We start from the raw sequence: 15,593 nt of genomic DNA, 5'->3' as shown, positions 1-15,593 counted from the left end.
ACGGGTCGCGACGAATTCGACCTTGACCCCCAGCGCCGCGCCGAGCGCCTGCGCCGCGTCGATGTCGAGGCCGGAATAGGCGCCGTCGGCGCCGCGGACGGCGAACGGCGGATAGTCGCCCGTTGCGCCGACGCGCAGGACGCCGCGCGCGAGAATGTCGTCGAGCCGCGTCTGCGCCGACGCCGGCGCGGCGAGCGCGAGCAGTCCGGCCAAGAGCAGGACGAGCGGCGCGGCAGAGCGGAGACGGTGCAGCATCCGCGAACAGTGGCGCGAGGGCAAAGCCGGCGCAAGGGACCTGTCTGCTCAGGCGGTGTCGCGCGACGCCTTGACGAAGTCGACGAACGCCCGCAGCGGCGCGGGCACGAGGCGGCGGCCGGGATAGTAGAGGAATGGCCCCGAAAAACGCAGCCACCAGTCTTCGAGGATCGGCTCAAGCGCGCCGCTGTCGAGATGCGGGCGCAGCCAGTCTTCGAAATGATGGGTGATTCCGACGCCGGCGATCGCCGCGTCGACCAGCAGGTCGGATCCGCCGCCGAGCCGCACCAGCAGCGGTCCCGACGGGTCGACGCGCACGATCTCGCCGTCGCGCTCGAACTCCCACGCCGGCGGCGCCCGGTCGGCGAAGCGGCCGCGCAGGCAAGCGTGGGCGAGCAGTTCGCGCGGGTGCGCGGGCCGGCCGCGGCGATCGAGATAGGCGGGCGCGGCGGCGGCGGCGAAGCGCTGGATGCGCGGCCCAATCGGCACCGCGACCATGTCCTGCTCCAGCCGCTCGTCGTAACGGATGCCGGCGTCGCAGCCGGCCGCCAGCACGTCGACGAAACTGTCGTCGGCGATCACCTCCAGCGTAATGTCGGGATAGGCGGCGAGGAACCGCGGAACGATGCGCGGCAGCGTCAGCCGCGACGCGCTGACGGGGACGTTGAGCCGCAGGGTTCCAGCGGGCCGGTCGGCCAGCGCCGTCACACCGTCAAGCGCCGCCTCGACTTCGGTCAATGCCGAGCCGAGCCGAGCGAGCAGACGCACGCCGGCCTCGGTGGGCGCAACGCTGCGCGTCGTCCGGTTGAGCAGGCGGACGCCGAGATCGGCCTCCAGCCGCCGCACCGCTTCGCTCAAGCTCGAGGCGCTGGCGCCGCTCGCGCGCGCGCTCTCGCGGAAGCCCTTGGCGCGCGCCACCGCGACGAAGGCGTTCAAATCGCCGAGATCGACCTTCATTGTTCTATTTTCCGCACAACCTGTCTAGATTGTGCCAGATTGTCGCGCGAGCGGGCAATCCCTACCTTAGCGCCTTCGGCAAAGGAGACGGATCATGTCCAGCATTGACAAGGCCGGCGCGTTCAAGCTCGGCGACCGCACGGTCAAGCGGCTCGGCTACGGCGCCATGCAGCTCGCCGGACCCGGCGTGTTCGGCCCGCCGAAGGATCGCGGCGTCGCTGTCGCCGTGCTGCGCGAGGCGGTCGCGCAGGGCGTCAACCACATCGACACCAGCGACTTCTACGGCCCGCACGTCACCAACCAGATCATCCGCGAGGCGTTGCATCCCTATCCCGACAACCTCGTCATCGTCACCAAGATCGGCGCCCGCCGCGGCGCGGACGCATCATGGCTCCCTGCGTTCTCGCGCGAGGAGCTGACGCAGGCGGTGCACGACAACTTGCGCAACCTGGGCCTCGATGCGCTCGAGGTCGTCAACTTTCGCGCGTTCGGCGTTCACGGGCCGGTCGAGGGATCGATCGAGGCGCCGCTCGCCGTGCTCGCCGAGCTTCAGCGCCAGGGTCTGGTGCGCCACGTCGGCTTGAGCAACGTCACGCGGGCCCAGATCGCCGAGGGACGCAAGATTTGCGACATCGTCTGCGTGCAGAACCTCTACAACGTCGCGCATCGGGCCGACGACGCGCTGATCGACGAACTCGCGCGCGACCGAATCGCCTACGCGCCGTTTTTCCCGCTCGGCGGGTTTACGCCGCTGCAGTCTTCGGTCCTGTCCGACGTCGCGCAGCGTCTCGGCGCGACGCAGATGCTGGTTGCGCTCGCATGGCTGCTCGCTCGCGCGCCGAACATCCTGCTGATCCCCGGCACTTCGTCGCTCGCCCACCTGCGCGAGAACCTCGCCGCGGTCGATCTCGCGCTGCCCGACGAGGCCCGCGCGGCGCTCGACGAAGTCGCGCGCGCCGCCGCCGCCTGACGGCGTCTTCTCTCCCGGATGGTCCGACGCGAGACGGGCTTCCTCTCGGACTCCCAACGCGGGAGAGGCGTTGGGGTTGAAGGGACGCGCAATCAGCGCCGCGTCCGTTGGGCGCGGCCGGGCGCCTCAGTCGTTCTTCGCGCCTTCAAAGATCCAGGTGCGAATGAGGTCCCGATCGCAAATCGACAATTCCTTCTTGCCATGCGGCATCCGGATGTCCTCGGAGACGCGCCAATCGAGCAACCGCATCAGGCTGCTCGAATCCGCGTCGCCGGGAATGATCATCGCACCGAACTTCGTGCCCCTCATCACCGTCTCGTAGGAAGTCACCTCGAATCCGCTCTTTTCGAATCCTTCGCCGCCGGGCAGGTGGCAGGCGGAGCATTTGAATTTGAGCAGCGGCAGCACGTCCTCAGAGAAGCTGACGTGCGGCTTCGTAGGCTGCGCAGCGCAGGCCTCGCCGGGCAGAAGGTTCATCGCCGGGCCGACGAAGAGCATCGTCGTCAGCGCTGTCGCCGCGCCCATCGCCACAGTGTATCGAGACGTCATGCGAGCCTCCCTCAGACCCGTCGTTCGCCGTACGCGCGGCGCTCGAGGCGCGAAGTCCGCGCCGGTCGACCATGTGGAAAGGCTATGCGCAATTGCAAGGCGCGACCCTGCGTCTCTGAGTCGCGACCGATTCGACGCGGAGAAGCGGAATGAACGGCAAAATGACGCCAAACGGATTGAAAGGTCCGCTGCGCGCGGCGCCTTGCCGCGCCTCCGTCCGTCCTATCTTTCGGTCAATTTGAGTTCGATGCGGCGGTTGTGGGCGAGCGCTTCGTCGTCCGTGCCGGGATCGATCGGCTGGAATTCGCCGAAGCCGGCCGCCGCGAGGCGCGTCGGCTCGATGCCTTTGGAGATGAGGTATTGCACGACGGCGATCGCGCGCGCCGCCGACAACTCCCAATTCGACTTGAACGGCCCGCCGCTGATCGCCTTGGAATCGGTGTGGCCGTCGACGCGCAGAATCCAGGGAATGTCGGGCGGAATCTCGCGCTCGAGGTCGAGCACCGCCGCGGCGAGCGAGTCGAGCGACTGCTTGCCGGCGGGGCTGATGTCGGCCTTGGCCGATTCGAACAGCACCGAGGATTCGAACACGAAGCGGTCGCCGACGACGCGAATGTCGGGACGGGCGCCGAGAATCTGGCGCAAGCGGCCGAAGAAGTCGGAGCGGTAGCGCGCGAGCTCCTGCACCTTCTGCGCCAGCGCGACGTTGAGCCGCTGGCCGAGATCGGCGATCTTGGCCTGCGCTTCGCGGCCGGAAGATTCGGAAGCTTCAAGCGCCTCCTGGATCGCCGCGAGCTGCTTGCGCAAGGCGGAGATCTGCTGGTTGAGGATGTCGACCTGGGCGAGCGCCTTGGCCGAGATCTGGCGCTGGTCGTCGAGCGCGTTCGCCGCCGCAGTCGCCCTGTCCTTCTCCGCTTCCGCGCCCGCGCCACCCTCGGCGGCGGCGTCGAGCAGATGCTGGCTCTCGGACTGCGAGGCTTCGAGCGTCGCGGTCAGCGAGGCGATCTTGGTCTGGTCCTCGCTCTTCTGCGACCGCTCGAGCGCCAGCAGGCTGGTCAACTCCTCGATCTGCTGGTTGAGTTTGGCGAGCGCGGTGTCCTTGCCGGTCACCTCGCGCGATAGGAAGAACTGCGCCAGCATGAACACCGACAACAGGAAGATGATGACCAGCAGCATCGTCGACAGCGCGTCGACGAAGCCCGGCCAGTAGTTCACGCTCTCGAATCGGCGCCGGTGCGACAACGCCATGGCTTGACTCCGTGCGACGAAGGATCAGCGCGTCTCGCGCTCGCTCGTCAGGCGCCGCAGCAGCTTGCGGATATCGTCCTGCAGAGTCGTCTGGGCGTTGACCCAATCGCGGATCTGCTGCTGCTCGGTGCGCATGTGGCTCACCAGCGACTGAATGCCTTCGGCGAGGCTCGCCATCGCCGCCGCGCTGCGGCGCTGGTCGTACACTTCGCCCGCCGCCTTTTCGTGAAGCGCGGTCGCCGGCGGCGGATTCATTTCGACATGGGCGGCGAGGAAGTCCTCGAGTTCGGTGTAGAACCGGTTCTGCGCCTGCCCCGCCTGAAGGTCGAGAAAGCCGAGGATCAGCGAGCCGGCGAGGCCGAACAGCGACGACGTGAACGAAATGCTCATGCCCGCGATCGGGGCCGACAGGCCGCTCTTCAAGTCGTCGAACATGGTCGTGGTGTCGGCGCCGGTCTTCATCGAATCGATCACGCCGCTGATCGAATGAACGGTCTCGAGCAGGCCCCAGAAGGTGCCGAGCAGGCCGAGGAAGACCAGCAGACCGACGAGATAGCGGTTGAGCTCGCGACCCTCGTCGAGCCTGGCGCCGATCGAATCGAGGATCGCGCGCGAGGTGGCGGTCGACAGGCCCCGCTCTCCCGCTCCGGCGTTGATCAGCGTCGCCATCGGCCCGAGCAGTCGCGGCTCGACGATTCGCGCGCCGGCGACCGGTTGGACAAGCGAATTGACCCAGCGGATTTCACGGAACAGCCGGAACACCTGGCGAAAGGCGAACAGCGAGCCGATCGTCAGCACGCCGATGATCAGTCCGTTCAGCCCCGGATTGGCCGAAAACGCGAGCAGAATCTGCTTGTAGAGGATGAGGGCGACGAACCCGACCAGGATCAGGAAGGCCGCCATGCCGACCAAGAAGATGCGCGGCGAGGTCAGGAGGCGATGATCCGATGCTTGCGCCATATGGGAACCGGTTAAGCGGGCTGAACGTGTCGAGGCATCCTAGCAGAAATGAGGCCGGCGACGCCAAGGGCGCCGCCACGGCGACGTTTCGACCTTGCCCCGCGCCCGCGAAAGCCGCCTCGCCGAGGGCGCGGTCGCCACGACTCCGAAAGTCGAGCGGCGGCGGCCGCAGCGCCCGCGCGTCGGCGTCAGGCGACCTTCTGCTTCGGCTTGAGCCAGCCGCGGTTGACCAGCACTTCGGCGATCTGGACCGCATTCAGCGCCGCGCCCTTGCGCAGATTGTCGGAGACGCACCACAGCGCGAGGCCGTTCTCGACCGTCGGGTCCTCGCGGATGCGCGAGATGTAGGTCGCGTCCTCGCCCGCCGCCTCGTGCGGCGTGATGTAGCCGCCGGGCTCGCGGCGGTCGATCACCAGGCAGCCGGGCGCGGCGGCGAGGATGTTGCGCGCTTCGTCGGCGGTGATCGGCTTCTCGAACTCGATGTTGACCGACTCCGAATGGCTGATGAACACCGGCACGCGCACGCAGGTCGCGGTCAGCTTGATCTTGGGATCGAGGATCTTCTTGGTCTCGGCCACCATCTTCCACTCTTCCTTGGTCGAGCCGTCTTCCATGAAGACGTCGATTTGCGGAATGAGGTTGAAGGCGATCCGCTTCGGGAACTTCTTCGCCTCGACCGGATCGGTGGTGAATACCGCGCGCGTCTGCGTGAACAGCTCGTCCATCGCCGCCTTGCCCGCGCCGGAGACCGACTGATAGGTCGAGACCACCACCCGCTTGATGCGCGCCTTGTCGTGCAGCGGCTTCAGCGCGACGACAAGCTGCGCGGTCGAGCAATTGGGATTGGCGATGATGTTCTTCTTGCCGTAGCCGCGCGCGGCGTCGGCGTTGACCTCCGGCACCACCAGCGGCACATCGGGGTCCATGCGCCAGGTCGAGGAATTGTCGATGACGACGCAGCCCTGAGCGCCGATCTTCGGCGACCATTCCTTCGACACCGCGCCGCCCGCCGACATCAGGCAGATGTCGGTCGTCGAGAAGTCGTAGTTCTCGAGCGCCTTGCACTTGAGAACGCGATCGCCGAACGAGACCTCCTTGCCGATCGAGCGGGAGGACGCCAGCGCGACGACTTCAGAGACGGGGAAACGGCGCTCGGCGAGAATGCTGAGCATCTCGCGCCCGACGTTGCCGGTGGCGCCCGCCACCGCGACCTTGAACCCTTGCATGAGAAACGATCCTTTCGCTCGCGGCTCCCCCCAATTTCCGCCCCTCGCGGGCGGGCTCCTCGACGCCCCGCCGGGGGAGGAGCCGGAGCGGAAGGCGCAGTTAACCCTTCACGCCGCCTGTCGTGGCGGCATGCGATTTGCTCGTCGTTTTCATTGCACGAAGCGGCATCGCAAGGGTCCGAGCTGCGGCGCCGAGGCGCCGGGACGACAGGTGGAAAACACGGCGCGGCGGCGAAGTCAATGCGGCCGATCATGCCCGCCCGCACCCGAACCTCCAGGTCCGCTCAGACAGGTCAGGCTCGCTCCAGTCTGGAAAACCATCAATGAAGCTCCCAAGGGCCAAATGGGGCCGGTAAGGAGTCGGGGATGGTCAGAGGCGTTTCGGCGGCGGCGCGCGTGCGCGCCCGGGAGCAAGACTCGGATGCGGGGCTTCACGCTTGGCTTGAAACCGATCCCCACCGCCGCGACTCGCTCGCCTTCGTCCCCTATGCGGCCGGCGGCGACCCCAGCCTGCCGCCCGTCGTTTCGCGCCTCGACGCCGCCGAGATCGGCGCGAGGATCGCCTCCTGGCGCGCCGCCAGCGCGCCGCTCGACGCGCTGTTCTTGCAAGGAATCCCGCCCGCCGCCGCGCTGCGCCGGTTCGGCCTGACCCATTGGTCGATGAACAACGTGCGCGCGGCCAGCGCCATTCTCGCCGTCGCGGCGGCGCTGGCGCCCAACGACGCCGCGCTGTGGCTCGACCTCGGCTCGACGCTTCACGCGAGCGGCGAGACCGCCGAGGCGCGTCCTGTGTTCGAACGCGCGCTGGCGCTCGATTCGGGGCTCGCCCGCGCTTGGCTCGGGCTGGCGCTGGTCGCCAACGCGCTCTCCGACCCCGAGACCGCCGAACGGGCTTTCGCGGCTGCGCTCAAGCGCGACCCACAGCTCTCCGAGGCCGCGTTCGGCCTCGGCCTGCTGTGCTTCGAGCAGCGGCGTTACGCCGAGGCGGTTACGCACTGGCGCCGTGCGATCGCCGCCGGCGGCCTGCACGCGCTCGTCCACGCCGGGCTCGGCCAGGCGCTGTTCTTCACCGGCGACTTTTCCGGCGCCGCGCGCGAAATGGCGACCCAGATCGCCGGCGGCGTCGGCGTCGACCAGAAGCTGACGCGTCGCTACGCCCTGGCGCGCTTCCTCGAGGCTGCGATCGTCGCCGACGACGTCGCCGCATTTTCCGCCTATCGCGAGGCGGCGAAGGCCGACGCGGAAGACGAGGCGACGGTCGCGCGGACCGCCTTTTCGTTGCTCAGCGCTTATGGCCATCGCGACGCGGCGATCCGCCTCGGCCGCGCGCGGTTGCCGCACTCGGATGACGATCCGATCCAACGCTATCTGTTCGACGCGGTGGTCGGCGAGAAGCTCGACCGCGCGCCGCGCGATTATCTCATCGCCTATTTCGACCGTTTCGCCGACACGTTCGACAAGCAACTCGTCGAGGTGCTCGGCTACGACGTTCCTGAGAAACTCGCGCGACTCGTCGCCGCGCGCCGGAGCGAGCTGCCGCGCGCCGTCGACCTCGGCTGCGGCACCGGGCTCGCCGCCAGGCATCTGCGACTCGGACGATCGCGGCTCGTCGGCGTCGACCTGTCGCCGCGCATGCTCGCCAAGGCGGCGAAGCGGCGCGCCTACGATGAACTCGTCGAAGCCGACATGATCGCCTTCCTCGAACAGACCGGCGAAAACTTCGATCTCGTCTTCGCCGCCGACGTGCTGATCTATCTCGGCGCCCTGGACGCCTTTCTCGCCGCCGCCGCGCGCGTCATGCCGCCTGGCGCGCTGCTCGCCTTCAACGTCGAGACGATCGACGCGGCGCCTTACGCGTTGCTTCCCTCCGGCCGCTTCGCTCACGAGCTGTCGGCGCTGCGCGACGCGGCGGCGGCGTGGTTCGCGCCGTCCGCCGAACAGGCGACGGTGTTGCGCTCGGAGGCCTCCACGCCGGTCGAGGGCGCCTTGATTCTGCTCGAACGGCGCGCCGCCTGACGCGGACAGTTCCGGCTCAGCGGCGCGCGCCGCGCTCCGCCCACCGCGGCCGCGTCAGCGCCATCATCGTCAAATCGCGCCGCACGCCGTCGGCGCCGAGATAAGCTTCGCGCAGTACGCCGTCGCGGGTGAATCCGAGCTTCTCGTAAACGCGCTGGGCCCGCGCGTTATGGGAAAAGCAGTCGAGCCAGAATCGATGTGCGCCGGCGCGGTTGAAAGCCCAGTCGATCACTTGTTCGAGAAAGGCGCCGCCGACGCCCTGGTCGGGACGCGCGACGGCGACGCGCTTGAGATAGCGATTGCCGTGCGGATCGTTGAGATCGCGCAGGATGGCGAAGGCGACCACTGCGCCGTCCGCCTCGCCGACCAGATAGGCGGCATTGGCGTCGGCCATCATCGCGCGGTGCTCTGCGGCGCTCGAACGCCCGACCCAGCGCTCGAACCCCGACGTCCGTTCGATCGCCATGACGGCGTCGAGATCGTCGACGGAAGCGGCCCGCAGCATCAGATTGGCTCCCATGGTGCGAAAATCGCTCGCGTTTTTTCCCGAGAAAACGCCATTGCGCGCGGCGGCGCGATTGTCTATACCCCGCCTACTCGCGGTCGTTAGGCCTTTTGCGAGACCTGATGGAGTTGGGCGGCTAGCTCAGCGGTAGAGCACCTCGGTGACATCGAGGGGGCCACAGGTTCAATCCCTGTGCCGCCCACCATCTCCATCGCCGACCGCCGAGCGGACCTCTTCTCCTCCCTGCCCTTCGCGCAGCCGCGACGCCGCATAGGCGAGGAAGACGCCGACCAGCGCCGCCGCCATGCCGAACCAGGTCAGCGCATAGGAAAGATGGTTGTTGGGAAAGGCGAGGATCGTCTCGCCGCCTTCCGGCAGCGCCGCCGGATCGGCGCCGGCGTCGGCGTCAATGAAGAACGGCGCGGTCCGGGTCAGTCCCTCGGCGTGCGCGATGGCCCCGACATCGCGGGTGAACCACTGGCCCGAGGCCGGATCGTCGGACGGCGTGAACGCGTTGCGCGTCTCGCTGGCGCGCATGAGGCCGACGACCGTCGTCTCGTCGCCGCCGAGTCCCTCGCCCGCCGCGGCCTTTCGCGCCTCCGGCACGAAGCCGCGATCGATCAGCACGGTCGCGCCGTCGGCGAGCTCGAGCGGCGTCATCACCAGATAGCCGGGCCCGCCGTATCGCCCGCGGGGCTCCGAGAGGGCGCGAAACACCAGAACTTGGCGGCCTCCGTCGAAGACTCCCGAGAGCCGCACGCGCTTGTATTCGTAATCAACCGGATCGAGCCGCGGCCATTCGGATTCGGACGGCGCGTCGACCGGCGCGGCGTGCGCGCGCGTTTCGACCGCGGCGATCAGCGTCTCTTTCCAGGCGAGGCGGCGCAACTGCCAGTCGCCGAGGCCGATGAGCAGCGCGACGCCGACGACCGTCGCGAAGGCCGGCGCAATCAAAGCGCGAGCGCGTTCGTTCACAGCCCGTCCAGTCGCCCCTGCTGGGCCCGATTGACGTATTGCGCAGCGATCAGGAACCCCTTGAACGGCCGCAACAGGCCGACGCAAACGACGAGCGCGAGTGGCGCGAAGATGATCGGATAGATCCACAGTGGCGGCTCGAACGCCGTCTCGACTGCGAGCGCCGCGCCGAGGACCAGGAACCCGCCGACCAGCGACACGAACACCGCGGGGCCGTCGCCGGCGTCGGCGAAACTCAGATCGAGGTCGCAGGCGCCGCACTTGGGCGCCACGGTGAGGAAACCCGAGAACAGCCGCCCCCGGCCACAGCGCGGGCAGCGCCCGCGCAAGCCGGTGATGAACGGCGAGAGCGACGCGCCGCCGCCCGGTTCACTGGCCATGGCGCGCCGGCGCTTCGCGCAGGCGGCGGCGAATGATCACCCCGCCGCTCCCTCGATCGTCGCGCCCCACGAACCCCAGACGTAGATGCAGCAGAACAGGAACAGCCAGACCACGTCGACGAAATGCCAGTACCAAGCGGCGAACTCGAAGCCGAGATGCTGCTCCGGCTTGAACTGGCCGGCGTGGGCGCGCGCCAGGCACACGATCAGGAAGATCGTGCCAATGATCACGTGCGCGCCGTGGAAACCGGTGGCCATAAAGAAGGTCGCGCCGTAGATCGAGTTCTTGAAGGCGAACGGCGCGTGCGCGTACTCCCAGGCCTGCACGCAAGTGAAGCAAATGCCGAGCAGGACGGTCAGCGTCAAACCCGCTTGCAGCCCCTGGCGGTCGTCGTGCAGCAGCGCGTGGTGGGCCCAGGTGACGGTCGCGCCCGAGGTCAGCAGGATCAGCGTGTTCAGCAGCGGCAGGTTGAGCGGGTCGAGAACCTCGATGCCCTTGGGCGGCCATACGCCGCCGGTGAAGGCCACGCGGCCGTATTGGATGGCCTCGTTGGTGAACAGCGAAGCGTCGAAGAACGCCCAGAACCAGGCGACGAAGAACATCACCTCGGAGGCGATGAACAGGATCATGCCGTAACGCAGGCCGATCTGCACTACCCGCGTATGGTCGCCGGTCTCCGCTTCGTGGACGACGTCGAACCACCACGACGCCATGACGTAGAGCAGGCCGGCGACGCCGACGCCGAGCAGCGGCAGGCCGAAGCGACCCAGCGCCATCTCGCTGGCGTGCATCGACAGGATCAGGCCGACCGCGGTGAGGAAGGCGAAGGAGGCGCCGACCAACGGCCACGGGCTCGGATTGACCAAGTGGTAGTCGTGATGCGGCTTGGCGTGCGCGTCGGCCATTCTCTTCCCCTGCTCCTTCCGACCGGCGTCGCCGCCGCCGGGCTCGATCCAACCGGGCGCCTAAGGGCGCATGTTCCTCACAACCGCGGCGCCGCGCCGCCCGCCTGCGGCGCCAGGGCCACCGGCTTGGCGGCGTCGTTCGCGGCGAACAACGTATAGGACAAAGTGATCGCCGCAACGTCGTCCATCGTGTGATCCTGCTCGAGGCGCGGATCGAGAAAGAAGACGACCGGCAACTCGGCGGTCTCGTTGGGGCCGAGGCGCTGCTGCGAAAAGCAGAAGCACGACACCTTGTCGAACCACGCGCCGGAGGCCTCCGGCGTCACGTTGAAAACCGCGACCGCGGCGGTTTCACGCGTGCTGCGATTGTGGACGCGAAAATAGACCGTCGCGGTGGCGCCGGTGCGCAACGCGACCCTCGGCGTCTCCGGCTCGAAGGTCCACTCGAGTCCCGGCGCAACATTGGCGTCGAAGCTGACGCTGAGCGTGCGGGCGCCGCGCGCCGCCGGCGCGACGCGCGCGACCTGGGTCGTACCGCCGTAGCCGGTCGCCTTGCAGAAGGCGGCGTAGAGCGGGACGGCGGCGTAGGCGGCGCCGACCATCGCCACCGCTGTCGCCGCGAGCGTCATCGCGACGCGCCGATTGCTGCGCGCGGCGTCGGGCTTCGGGTTCTGCGGGACGACGGTCATGGCGGCGGTGACAGCGAATACGCGCCCATCTTGACGATGGCGATGGCGTAGAACAGCGCGGCGAGAAAGGCGACGCACAGACCGACGGCCAGATTGCGCAGGCGCAGGTTGCGCGAAGCGGCGGCGGGCGGCGAGGATTCGATCGGCGCATGCATGGCCATGCCTTCACTAGATCCCATCAGCGATCGCCGCCAGGCCGCGCTCGGCGATCAGCAGCGCGACCAGCGTGAACAGATAGACGATCGAGAAGCCGAACATCTGCATCGCCGCCCGGTTGGCGGCGGCGCCCTCGCGGATGCGATAGACCCGCAGCGCCATGATCACCATGCCGACGCCGGCGACCGCCGCAGCGACCGCGTAGAGCGGGCCGCCGAGCCCGGTCAGCCAGGGGGTCAGGCCGAGCGGCGCCAGAACGAGCGAATAGACGAGGATCTCGGTGCGGGTGCGCGCCGCGCCCTTGACGTTGGGCAGCATCGGCACGCCGGCGCGCGCGTAGTCGCCGCTCTTCACCAGCGCCAACGCCCAGAAATGCGGCGGCGTCCAGACGAAGATCACCGCGAACAGCGACAGGATGTCGAACCCGACGCCGCCGCTCGCCGCCGCGTAGCCGACGACCGGCGGCAGCGCGCCGGCGGCGCCGCCGATGACGATGTTGAGCGGGGTCAGCCGCTTCAACCACATCGTGTAGATCACGACATAGAAGAAGATGGTGAAGGCGAGCAGCCCGGCGGCGAGAAAATTGGTCGTGACCGCAAGCGTCAGAACCGCGAGCAACGCCAGCGTCAGGCCGAAGGCGCGCGCTTCGCCCGGCTCGATCCGGCCGTCCGGAACCGGGCGCAGCCGGGTACGCGCCATCAGCGCGTCGATGTCGGCGTCCCACCACATATTGAGCGCCCCGGCCGCGCCGGCGCCCACCGCGATCGCCAGCAACGCGGCGAAGCCGACCACCGGATGAACCGGCGTCGGCGCGCACAGCACGCCGGCGAGCGCGGTCCACATCACCAGAGACATCACGCGCGGCTTGAGCAGCGCGAAATAGTCGCCGGGCGACGCGTCGCCGATGATCGACGGCGACGCGAAAGAAGCGCCGTTTTGGGTCGTCACGCTCATGGCAGCCCCGTCACGATCCGCATCCGCCCCGCATCAGTGCTCGTAGCCGACGATGCGCGGCAGCGTCTCGTACTGATGGAAAGGCGGCGGCGACGGCAGGGTCCACTCGAGCGTGTCAGCGCCCACGCCCCACGGATTTGCGCCCGCGACACGCTTGCGCGCGAAGGCTTCGTAGACCGTGTAGAGAAACACCGCCGTCGCGACGCCGGCGATATAGGCGCCGATCGACGAGACGAAGTTCCACTGCCAGTACGCGTCGGGATAGTCGATGTAGCGTCGCGGCATGCCCGCCAAGCCGAGGAAGTGCTGGGGAAAGAAGGTCACGTTAATGCCGATGAACAGCAGCCAGAAATGCAGCTTGGCCAACCGCTCGTCGTACATGTAGCCGGTCATCTTGGGGAACCAGTAGTAGAACCCCGCGAAGATCGAGAACACGGCGCCGAGCGACATCGTGTAGTGGAAGTGGGCGACGACGTAATAGGTTTCGTGCAGGGCGCGATCGACGCCCGCGTTGGCGAGCACCACGCCGGTGACGCCGCCAACGGTGAATACGAAGATGAAGCCGATCGCCCACAGCATCGGCGCGCGAAGCGAAATCGAACCGCCCCACATCGTCGCGATCCAGGAGAAGATCTTCACGCCGGTCGGCACCGCGATCACCATCGTCGCAAAGACGAAATAGCGCTGGGTGTTGAGCGACAGGCCAACGGTGAACATGTGGTGCGCCCACACCACGAAGCCGACCGCGCCGATCGCCACCATCGCGTAGACCATGCCGAGGTAGCCGAACACCGGCTTCTTCGAGAAGGTCGAGACGATCTGGCTGACGATGCCGAAGCCCGGCAGGATGAGGATGTAGACCTCGGGATGGCCGAAGAACCAGAACAGGTGCTGGAACAGAATCGGGTCGCCGCCGCCGGCCGGATCGAAGAAGGTGGTGCCGAAGTTGCGGTCGGTGAGCAGCATGGTCAACGCGCCCGCGAGCACCGGCAGCGCCAGAACCAGCAGGAACGCCGTCACCAGCACCGACCAGGCGAACAGCGGCATGCGATGCATCGTCATGCCGGGTGCGCGCATGTTGAAGATGGTGGTGATGAAATTGATCGCGCCGAGGATCGACGAAGCGCCGGCGATGTGCAGCGACAGGATGACGAAATCCATCGCCGGCCCCGGCGTGCCGGTCTTCGAGGAGAACGGCGGATAGAGCACCCAGCCGCCGCCGAAGCCGTGCATGCCCGGCGAACCTTCGACGAACATCGACAGGATCAGCAGCAGGAACGACGCCGGCAGCAGCCAGAACGAAATGTTGTTCATGCGCGGGAAGGCCATGTCCGGCGCGCCGATCATCAGCGGCACGAACCAATTGCCGAAGCCGCCGATCAGCGCCGGCATCACCATGAAGAAGATCATGATGACGCCGTGCGCGGTGATGAACACGTTGTACATGTTCTTGGCGGCGTCGATCGATCCGTCACCAGCGAGAATCGCCGAAATCGTCGGGAACACGCCGATGCCGGGGTTCATCAGCTCCATGCGGATCATCGCCGACAACGAATAGCCGATCAGTCCCGCCACAACCGCGAAGATCAGATAGAGCGTGCCGATGTCCTTGTGGTTGGTCGAGAACAGGTAGCGCCGCCAACCGGTCGGATGGTCGTGGTCGTGGTCCTGGGCGTGATGCGCAACGTCAGTCGCCATGAAGTGTTTCCCTCGAGAAATGTCGGTCGTCTCGGGCGTCTGGATCTCGTCAGCCGGCCCGTTTATTGGCGCGTCGCCTCGACGGCGGAGGCCGCGACGCGGATCGCGTTCGGCGCGGCGGCGAACTTCTTCTTGGCGTCGGCGAGCCAGGCGTCGTACTTTTCCTGGCTGACGACCCGGAAGGCGATCGGCATGAAGGCGTGATCCTTGCCGCAGATCTTGGAGCACTGCCCGTAGTAGACGCCTTCGCGATCGGCCTTGAACCAAGTCTCGTTGAGTCGGCCCGGCACCGCGTCGACGCGGACGCCGAACGACTGCACGACGAACGAGTGAATGACGTCGGTGGCGGTGATCTGCAGCCGCACCACCTTGTTGATCGGCACCACGGCTTCGTTGTCGACCGCCAGTAGTCGGATGTCGCCGCTTTCCGGCTTCAGGTCGCCCTGATCCTTCATGAACGAATCAAAGGAGAAGTCGCCCTCGTCCTTGGGATAGGCGTAGTTCCAGTGCCATTGCGACGCCGTCACCTTCACCGTCACTTCGGGCGGCGGCAGCGTCAGCTGCATCGTCAGCAGCCGAAACGACGGCACGGCGATGAACAGCAGGACGATAACCGGCAGGATCGTCCAGGCGACCTCGAGCACGGCGTTATGGGTGGTGCGCGACGGCGTCGGATTGGCGGATTCGCGGAAGCGCCAGACGACATAGATGAGCAGCGCCAGCACGAACAGCGAGATGACGACCGTCACCGGCACGAGAATGTCGTTGTGAAACCATTGCAGGTAGCGGGCGAGGTCGGTGACCGGCGGCTGGAACCCGATCTGGCCCGGCGCGGCGTAACCATAGGTCTCCTCGCCCCACGCGGTCGCGGCGGACAGCGCGCTCGCCGCGGCGCTCGCCGCCCCAATCGCGATCCGATGCCGTGCGAACCGTCCGCCATGCCTCATGTCTTGCCCCGTTCCCCTTCCTTGGCGGCGCTGCCGGCAGCGCCGCGAATTCCCCGTGGCGCATCGCTCGGAATGCGACGATGCGCCGCGCTCATGCGGCATCATACCGCATTCTTGCGGATTGCAAATCACAAAGACGGACCGCGCAGCGCCATGAACCGCCCTCTGCCGCGGCCGCGTCGCGCGCCTTGACAGGACTGCG

General features: G+C 67.6%; 17 protein-coding genes and 1 tRNA gene. 3 read left to right on the top strand and 15 right to left on the bottom strand.

Annotation, left to right across the window (positions count from 1 at the left end; translation table 11 throughout):
- Both ABSF49_RS14010 and ABSF49_RS14005 read right to left on the bottom strand, forming a co-directional pair.
- Positions 1–255 (bottom strand): transporter substrate-binding domain-containing protein (locus tag ABSF49_RS14010; protein WP_424113270.1); only part of this gene is annotated, 255 nt, incomplete at its 3' end.
- A gap of 48 nt (positions 256–303) precedes the next feature.
- Positions 304–1,212 (bottom strand): LysR substrate-binding domain-containing protein, encoded by a 909-nt coding sequence (locus ABSF49_RS14005; protein WP_424113269.1) that lies wholly within the window; start codon positions 1,210–1,212, stop codon positions 304–306.
- A 94-nt stretch (positions 1,213–1,306) separates the two neighbouring features.
- On the opposite strand from ABSF49_RS14005, the gene ABSF49_RS14000 reads away from it, so the two are divergent.
- Positions 1,307–2,182 (top strand): aldo/keto reductase family oxidoreductase, encoded by an 876-nt coding sequence (locus tag ABSF49_RS14000; RefSeq protein ID WP_424113268.1) that lies wholly within the window; start codon positions 1,307–1,309, stop codon positions 2,180–2,182.
- 126 nt (positions 2,183–2,308) lie between these two features.
- Here ABSF49_RS14000 and ABSF49_RS13995 read toward each other — a convergent pair whose 3' ends face one another.
- The 4 genes from ABSF49_RS13995 to ABSF49_RS13980 all read right to left on the bottom strand — a co-directional run bounded on the left by ABSF49_RS13995 (position 2,309) and on the right by ABSF49_RS13980 (position 6,165).
- Positions 2,309–2,731 carry a c-type cytochrome domain-containing protein gene (locus ABSF49_RS13995; RefSeq protein ID WP_424113267.1) on the bottom strand — a complete coding sequence of 141 codons (423 nt, stop codon included), beginning with the start codon at positions 2,729–2,731 and terminating at the stop codon, positions 2,309–2,311.
- Positions 2,732–2,953: 222 nt separating this feature from the next.
- Entirely contained in the window at positions 2,954–3,979 is a 1,026-nt protein-coding gene (locus ABSF49_RS13990; RefSeq protein ID WP_424113266.1) for a peptidoglycan -binding protein, read from the bottom strand.
- Between the two features lie 24 nt (positions 3,980–4,003).
- Positions 4,004–4,939: a flagellar motor protein MotA gene (locus tag ABSF49_RS13985; protein ID WP_424113265.1), complete on the bottom strand. Its 936-nt coding sequence runs from the start codon at positions 4,937–4,939 to the stop codon at positions 4,004–4,006.
- A 188-nt stretch (positions 4,940–5,127) separates the two neighbouring features.
- A complete protein-coding gene (locus ABSF49_RS13980; protein WP_424113264.1) occupies positions 5,128–6,165 on the bottom strand; it encodes an aspartate-semialdehyde dehydrogenase in 1,038 nt (345 codons plus the stop codon).
- Positions 6,166–6,531: 366 nt separating this feature from the next.
- Here ABSF49_RS13980 and ABSF49_RS13975 point away from each other — a divergent pair, with 366 nt between their 5' ends.
- Positions 6,532–8,181: a class I SAM-dependent DNA methyltransferase gene (locus ABSF49_RS13975; protein ID WP_424113263.1), complete on the top strand. Its 1,650-nt coding sequence runs from the start codon at positions 6,532–6,534 to the stop codon at positions 8,179–8,181.
- A gap of 16 nt (positions 8,182–8,197) precedes the next feature.
- Here the strand turns inward: ABSF49_RS13975 and ABSF49_RS13970 are convergent, their stop codons facing one another.
- Entirely contained in the window at positions 8,198–8,686 is a 489-nt protein-coding gene (locus ABSF49_RS13970; RefSeq protein WP_424113262.1) for a GNAT family N-acetyltransferase, read from the bottom strand.
- Between the two features lie 130 nt (positions 8,687–8,816).
- On the opposite strand from ABSF49_RS13970, the gene ABSF49_RS13965 reads away from it, so the two are divergent.
- Positions 8,817–8,891, top strand: a tRNA-Val gene (locus ABSF49_RS13965).
- On the opposite strand, the gene ABSF49_RS13960 is transcribed toward ABSF49_RS13965, so the two are convergent.
- From ABSF49_RS13960 to coxB, 8 genes are all read right to left on the bottom strand, one after another.
- Complete coding sequence (locus tag ABSF49_RS13960) at positions 8,870–9,661, bottom strand: SURF1 family protein (protein WP_424113261.1); 792 nt, start codon at positions 9,659–9,661, stop codon at positions 8,870–8,872. The genes ABSF49_RS13965 and ABSF49_RS13960 overlap by 22 nt on opposite strands.
- On the bottom strand, positions 9,658–10,041 hold the full coding sequence (locus tag ABSF49_RS13955; protein WP_424113260.1) for a DUF983 domain-containing protein: 384 nt from the start codon (positions 10,039–10,041) through the stop codon (positions 9,658–9,660). Before ABSF49_RS13955 ends, ABSF49_RS13960 begins: the two co-directional genes overlap by 4 nt.
- Positions 10,042–10,077: 36 nt before the next feature.
- A complete protein-coding gene (locus tag ABSF49_RS13950) occupies positions 10,078–10,947 on the bottom strand; it encodes a cytochrome c oxidase subunit 3 (protein WP_424113259.1) in 870 nt (289 codons plus the stop codon).
- Positions 10,948–11,024: 77 nt separating this feature from the next.
- Entirely contained in the window at positions 11,025–11,636 is a 612-nt protein-coding gene (locus ABSF49_RS13945; protein WP_424113258.1) for a cytochrome c oxidase assembly protein, read from the bottom strand.
- Entirely contained in the window at positions 11,633–11,815 is a 183-nt protein-coding gene (locus ABSF49_RS13940) for a cytochrome c oxidase system small membrane protein (RefSeq protein WP_424113257.1), read from the bottom strand. The genes ABSF49_RS13945 and ABSF49_RS13940 overlap by 4 nt, the downstream gene beginning before the upstream one ends.
- Positions 11,805–12,746, bottom strand: a complete 942-nt coding sequence (gene cyoE, locus ABSF49_RS13935) for a heme o synthase (protein ID WP_424113256.1) — start codon at positions 12,744–12,746, stop codon at positions 11,805–11,807. Before cyoE ends, ABSF49_RS13940 begins: the two co-directional genes overlap by 11 nt.
- A 33-nt stretch (positions 12,747–12,779) precedes the next feature.
- A complete protein-coding gene (gene ctaD / locus ABSF49_RS13930; protein WP_424113255.1) occupies positions 12,780–14,444 on the bottom strand; it encodes a cytochrome c oxidase subunit I in 1,665 nt (554 codons plus the stop codon).
- A gap of 62 nt (positions 14,445–14,506) precedes the next feature.
- Positions 14,507–15,391: a cytochrome c oxidase subunit II gene (gene coxB / locus ABSF49_RS13925; RefSeq protein WP_424113254.1), complete on the bottom strand. Its 885-nt coding sequence runs from the start codon at positions 15,389–15,391 to the stop codon at positions 14,507–14,509.
- Positions 15,392–15,593: the final 202 nt, after the last annotated feature.

This window comes from Roseiarcus sp., assembly GCF_049514155.1.
In the GTDB taxonomy this organism is placed as follows: Bacteria; Pseudomonadota; Alphaproteobacteria; order Rhizobiales; family Beijerinckiaceae; genus Roseiarcus.
This window is presented reverse-complemented; position numbering and strand designations above follow the sequence as displayed.

What these genes read in the sequence shown, in the direction of transcription:
- ABSF49_RS13990 (WP_424113266.1), bottom strand. Translation starts at nt 3,979, where the DNA reads ATGGCGTTGTCGCACCGGCGCCGATTCGAGAGCGTGAACTACTGGCCG.
- ABSF49_RS13950 (WP_424113259.1), bottom strand. Translation starts at nt 10,947, where the DNA reads ATGGCCGACGCGCACGCCAAGCCGCATCACGACTACCACTTGGTCAAT.
- cyoE (WP_424113256.1), bottom strand. Translation starts at nt 12,746, where the DNA reads ATGAGCGTGACGACCCAAAACGGCGCTTCTTTCGCGTCGCCGTCGATC.
- ABSF49_RS14005 (WP_424113269.1), bottom strand. Translation starts at nt 1,212, where the DNA reads ATGAAGGTCGATCTCGGCGATTTGAACGCCTTCGTCGCGGTGGCGCGC.
- ABSF49_RS13985 (WP_424113265.1), bottom strand. Translation starts at nt 4,939, where the DNA reads ATGGCGCAAGCATCGGATCATCGCCTCCTGACCTCGCCGCGCATCTTC.
- ABSF49_RS13980 (WP_424113264.1), bottom strand. Translation starts at nt 6,165, where the DNA reads ATGCAAGGGTTCAAGGTCGCGGTGGCGGGCGCCACCGGCAACGTCGGG.
- ABSF49_RS13940 (WP_424113257.1), bottom strand. Translation starts at nt 11,815, where the DNA reads ATGGGATCTAGTGAAGGCATGGCCATGCATGCGCCGATCGAATCCTCG.
- ABSF49_RS13975 (WP_424113263.1), top strand. Translation starts at nt 6,532, where the DNA reads ATGGTCAGAGGCGTTTCGGCGGCGGCGCGCGTGCGCGCCCGGGAGCAA.
- coxB (WP_424113254.1), bottom strand. Translation starts at nt 15,391, where the DNA reads ATGAGGCATGGCGGACGGTTCGCACGGCATCGGATCGCGATTGGGGCG.
- ABSF49_RS14000 (WP_424113268.1), top strand. Translation starts at nt 1,307, where the DNA reads ATGTCCAGCATTGACAAGGCCGGCGCGTTCAAGCTCGGCGACCGCACG.
- ABSF49_RS13945 (WP_424113258.1), bottom strand. Translation starts at nt 11,636, where the DNA reads ATGACCGTCGTCCCGCAGAACCCGAAGCCCGACGCCGCGCGCAGCAAT.
- ABSF49_RS13970 (WP_424113262.1), bottom strand. Translation starts at nt 8,686, where the DNA reads ATGCTGCGGGCCGCTTCCGTCGACGATCTCGACGCCGTCATGGCGATC.
- ABSF49_RS13955 (WP_424113260.1), bottom strand. Translation starts at nt 10,041, where the DNA reads ATGGCCAGTGAACCGGGCGGCGGCGCGTCGCTCTCGCCGTTCATCACC.
- ABSF49_RS13995 (WP_424113267.1), bottom strand. Translation starts at nt 2,731, where the DNA reads ATGACGTCTCGATACACTGTGGCGATGGGCGCGGCGACAGCGCTGACG.
- ctaD (WP_424113255.1), bottom strand. Translation starts at nt 14,444, where the DNA reads ATGGCGACTGACGTTGCGCATCACGCCCAGGACCACGACCACGACCAT.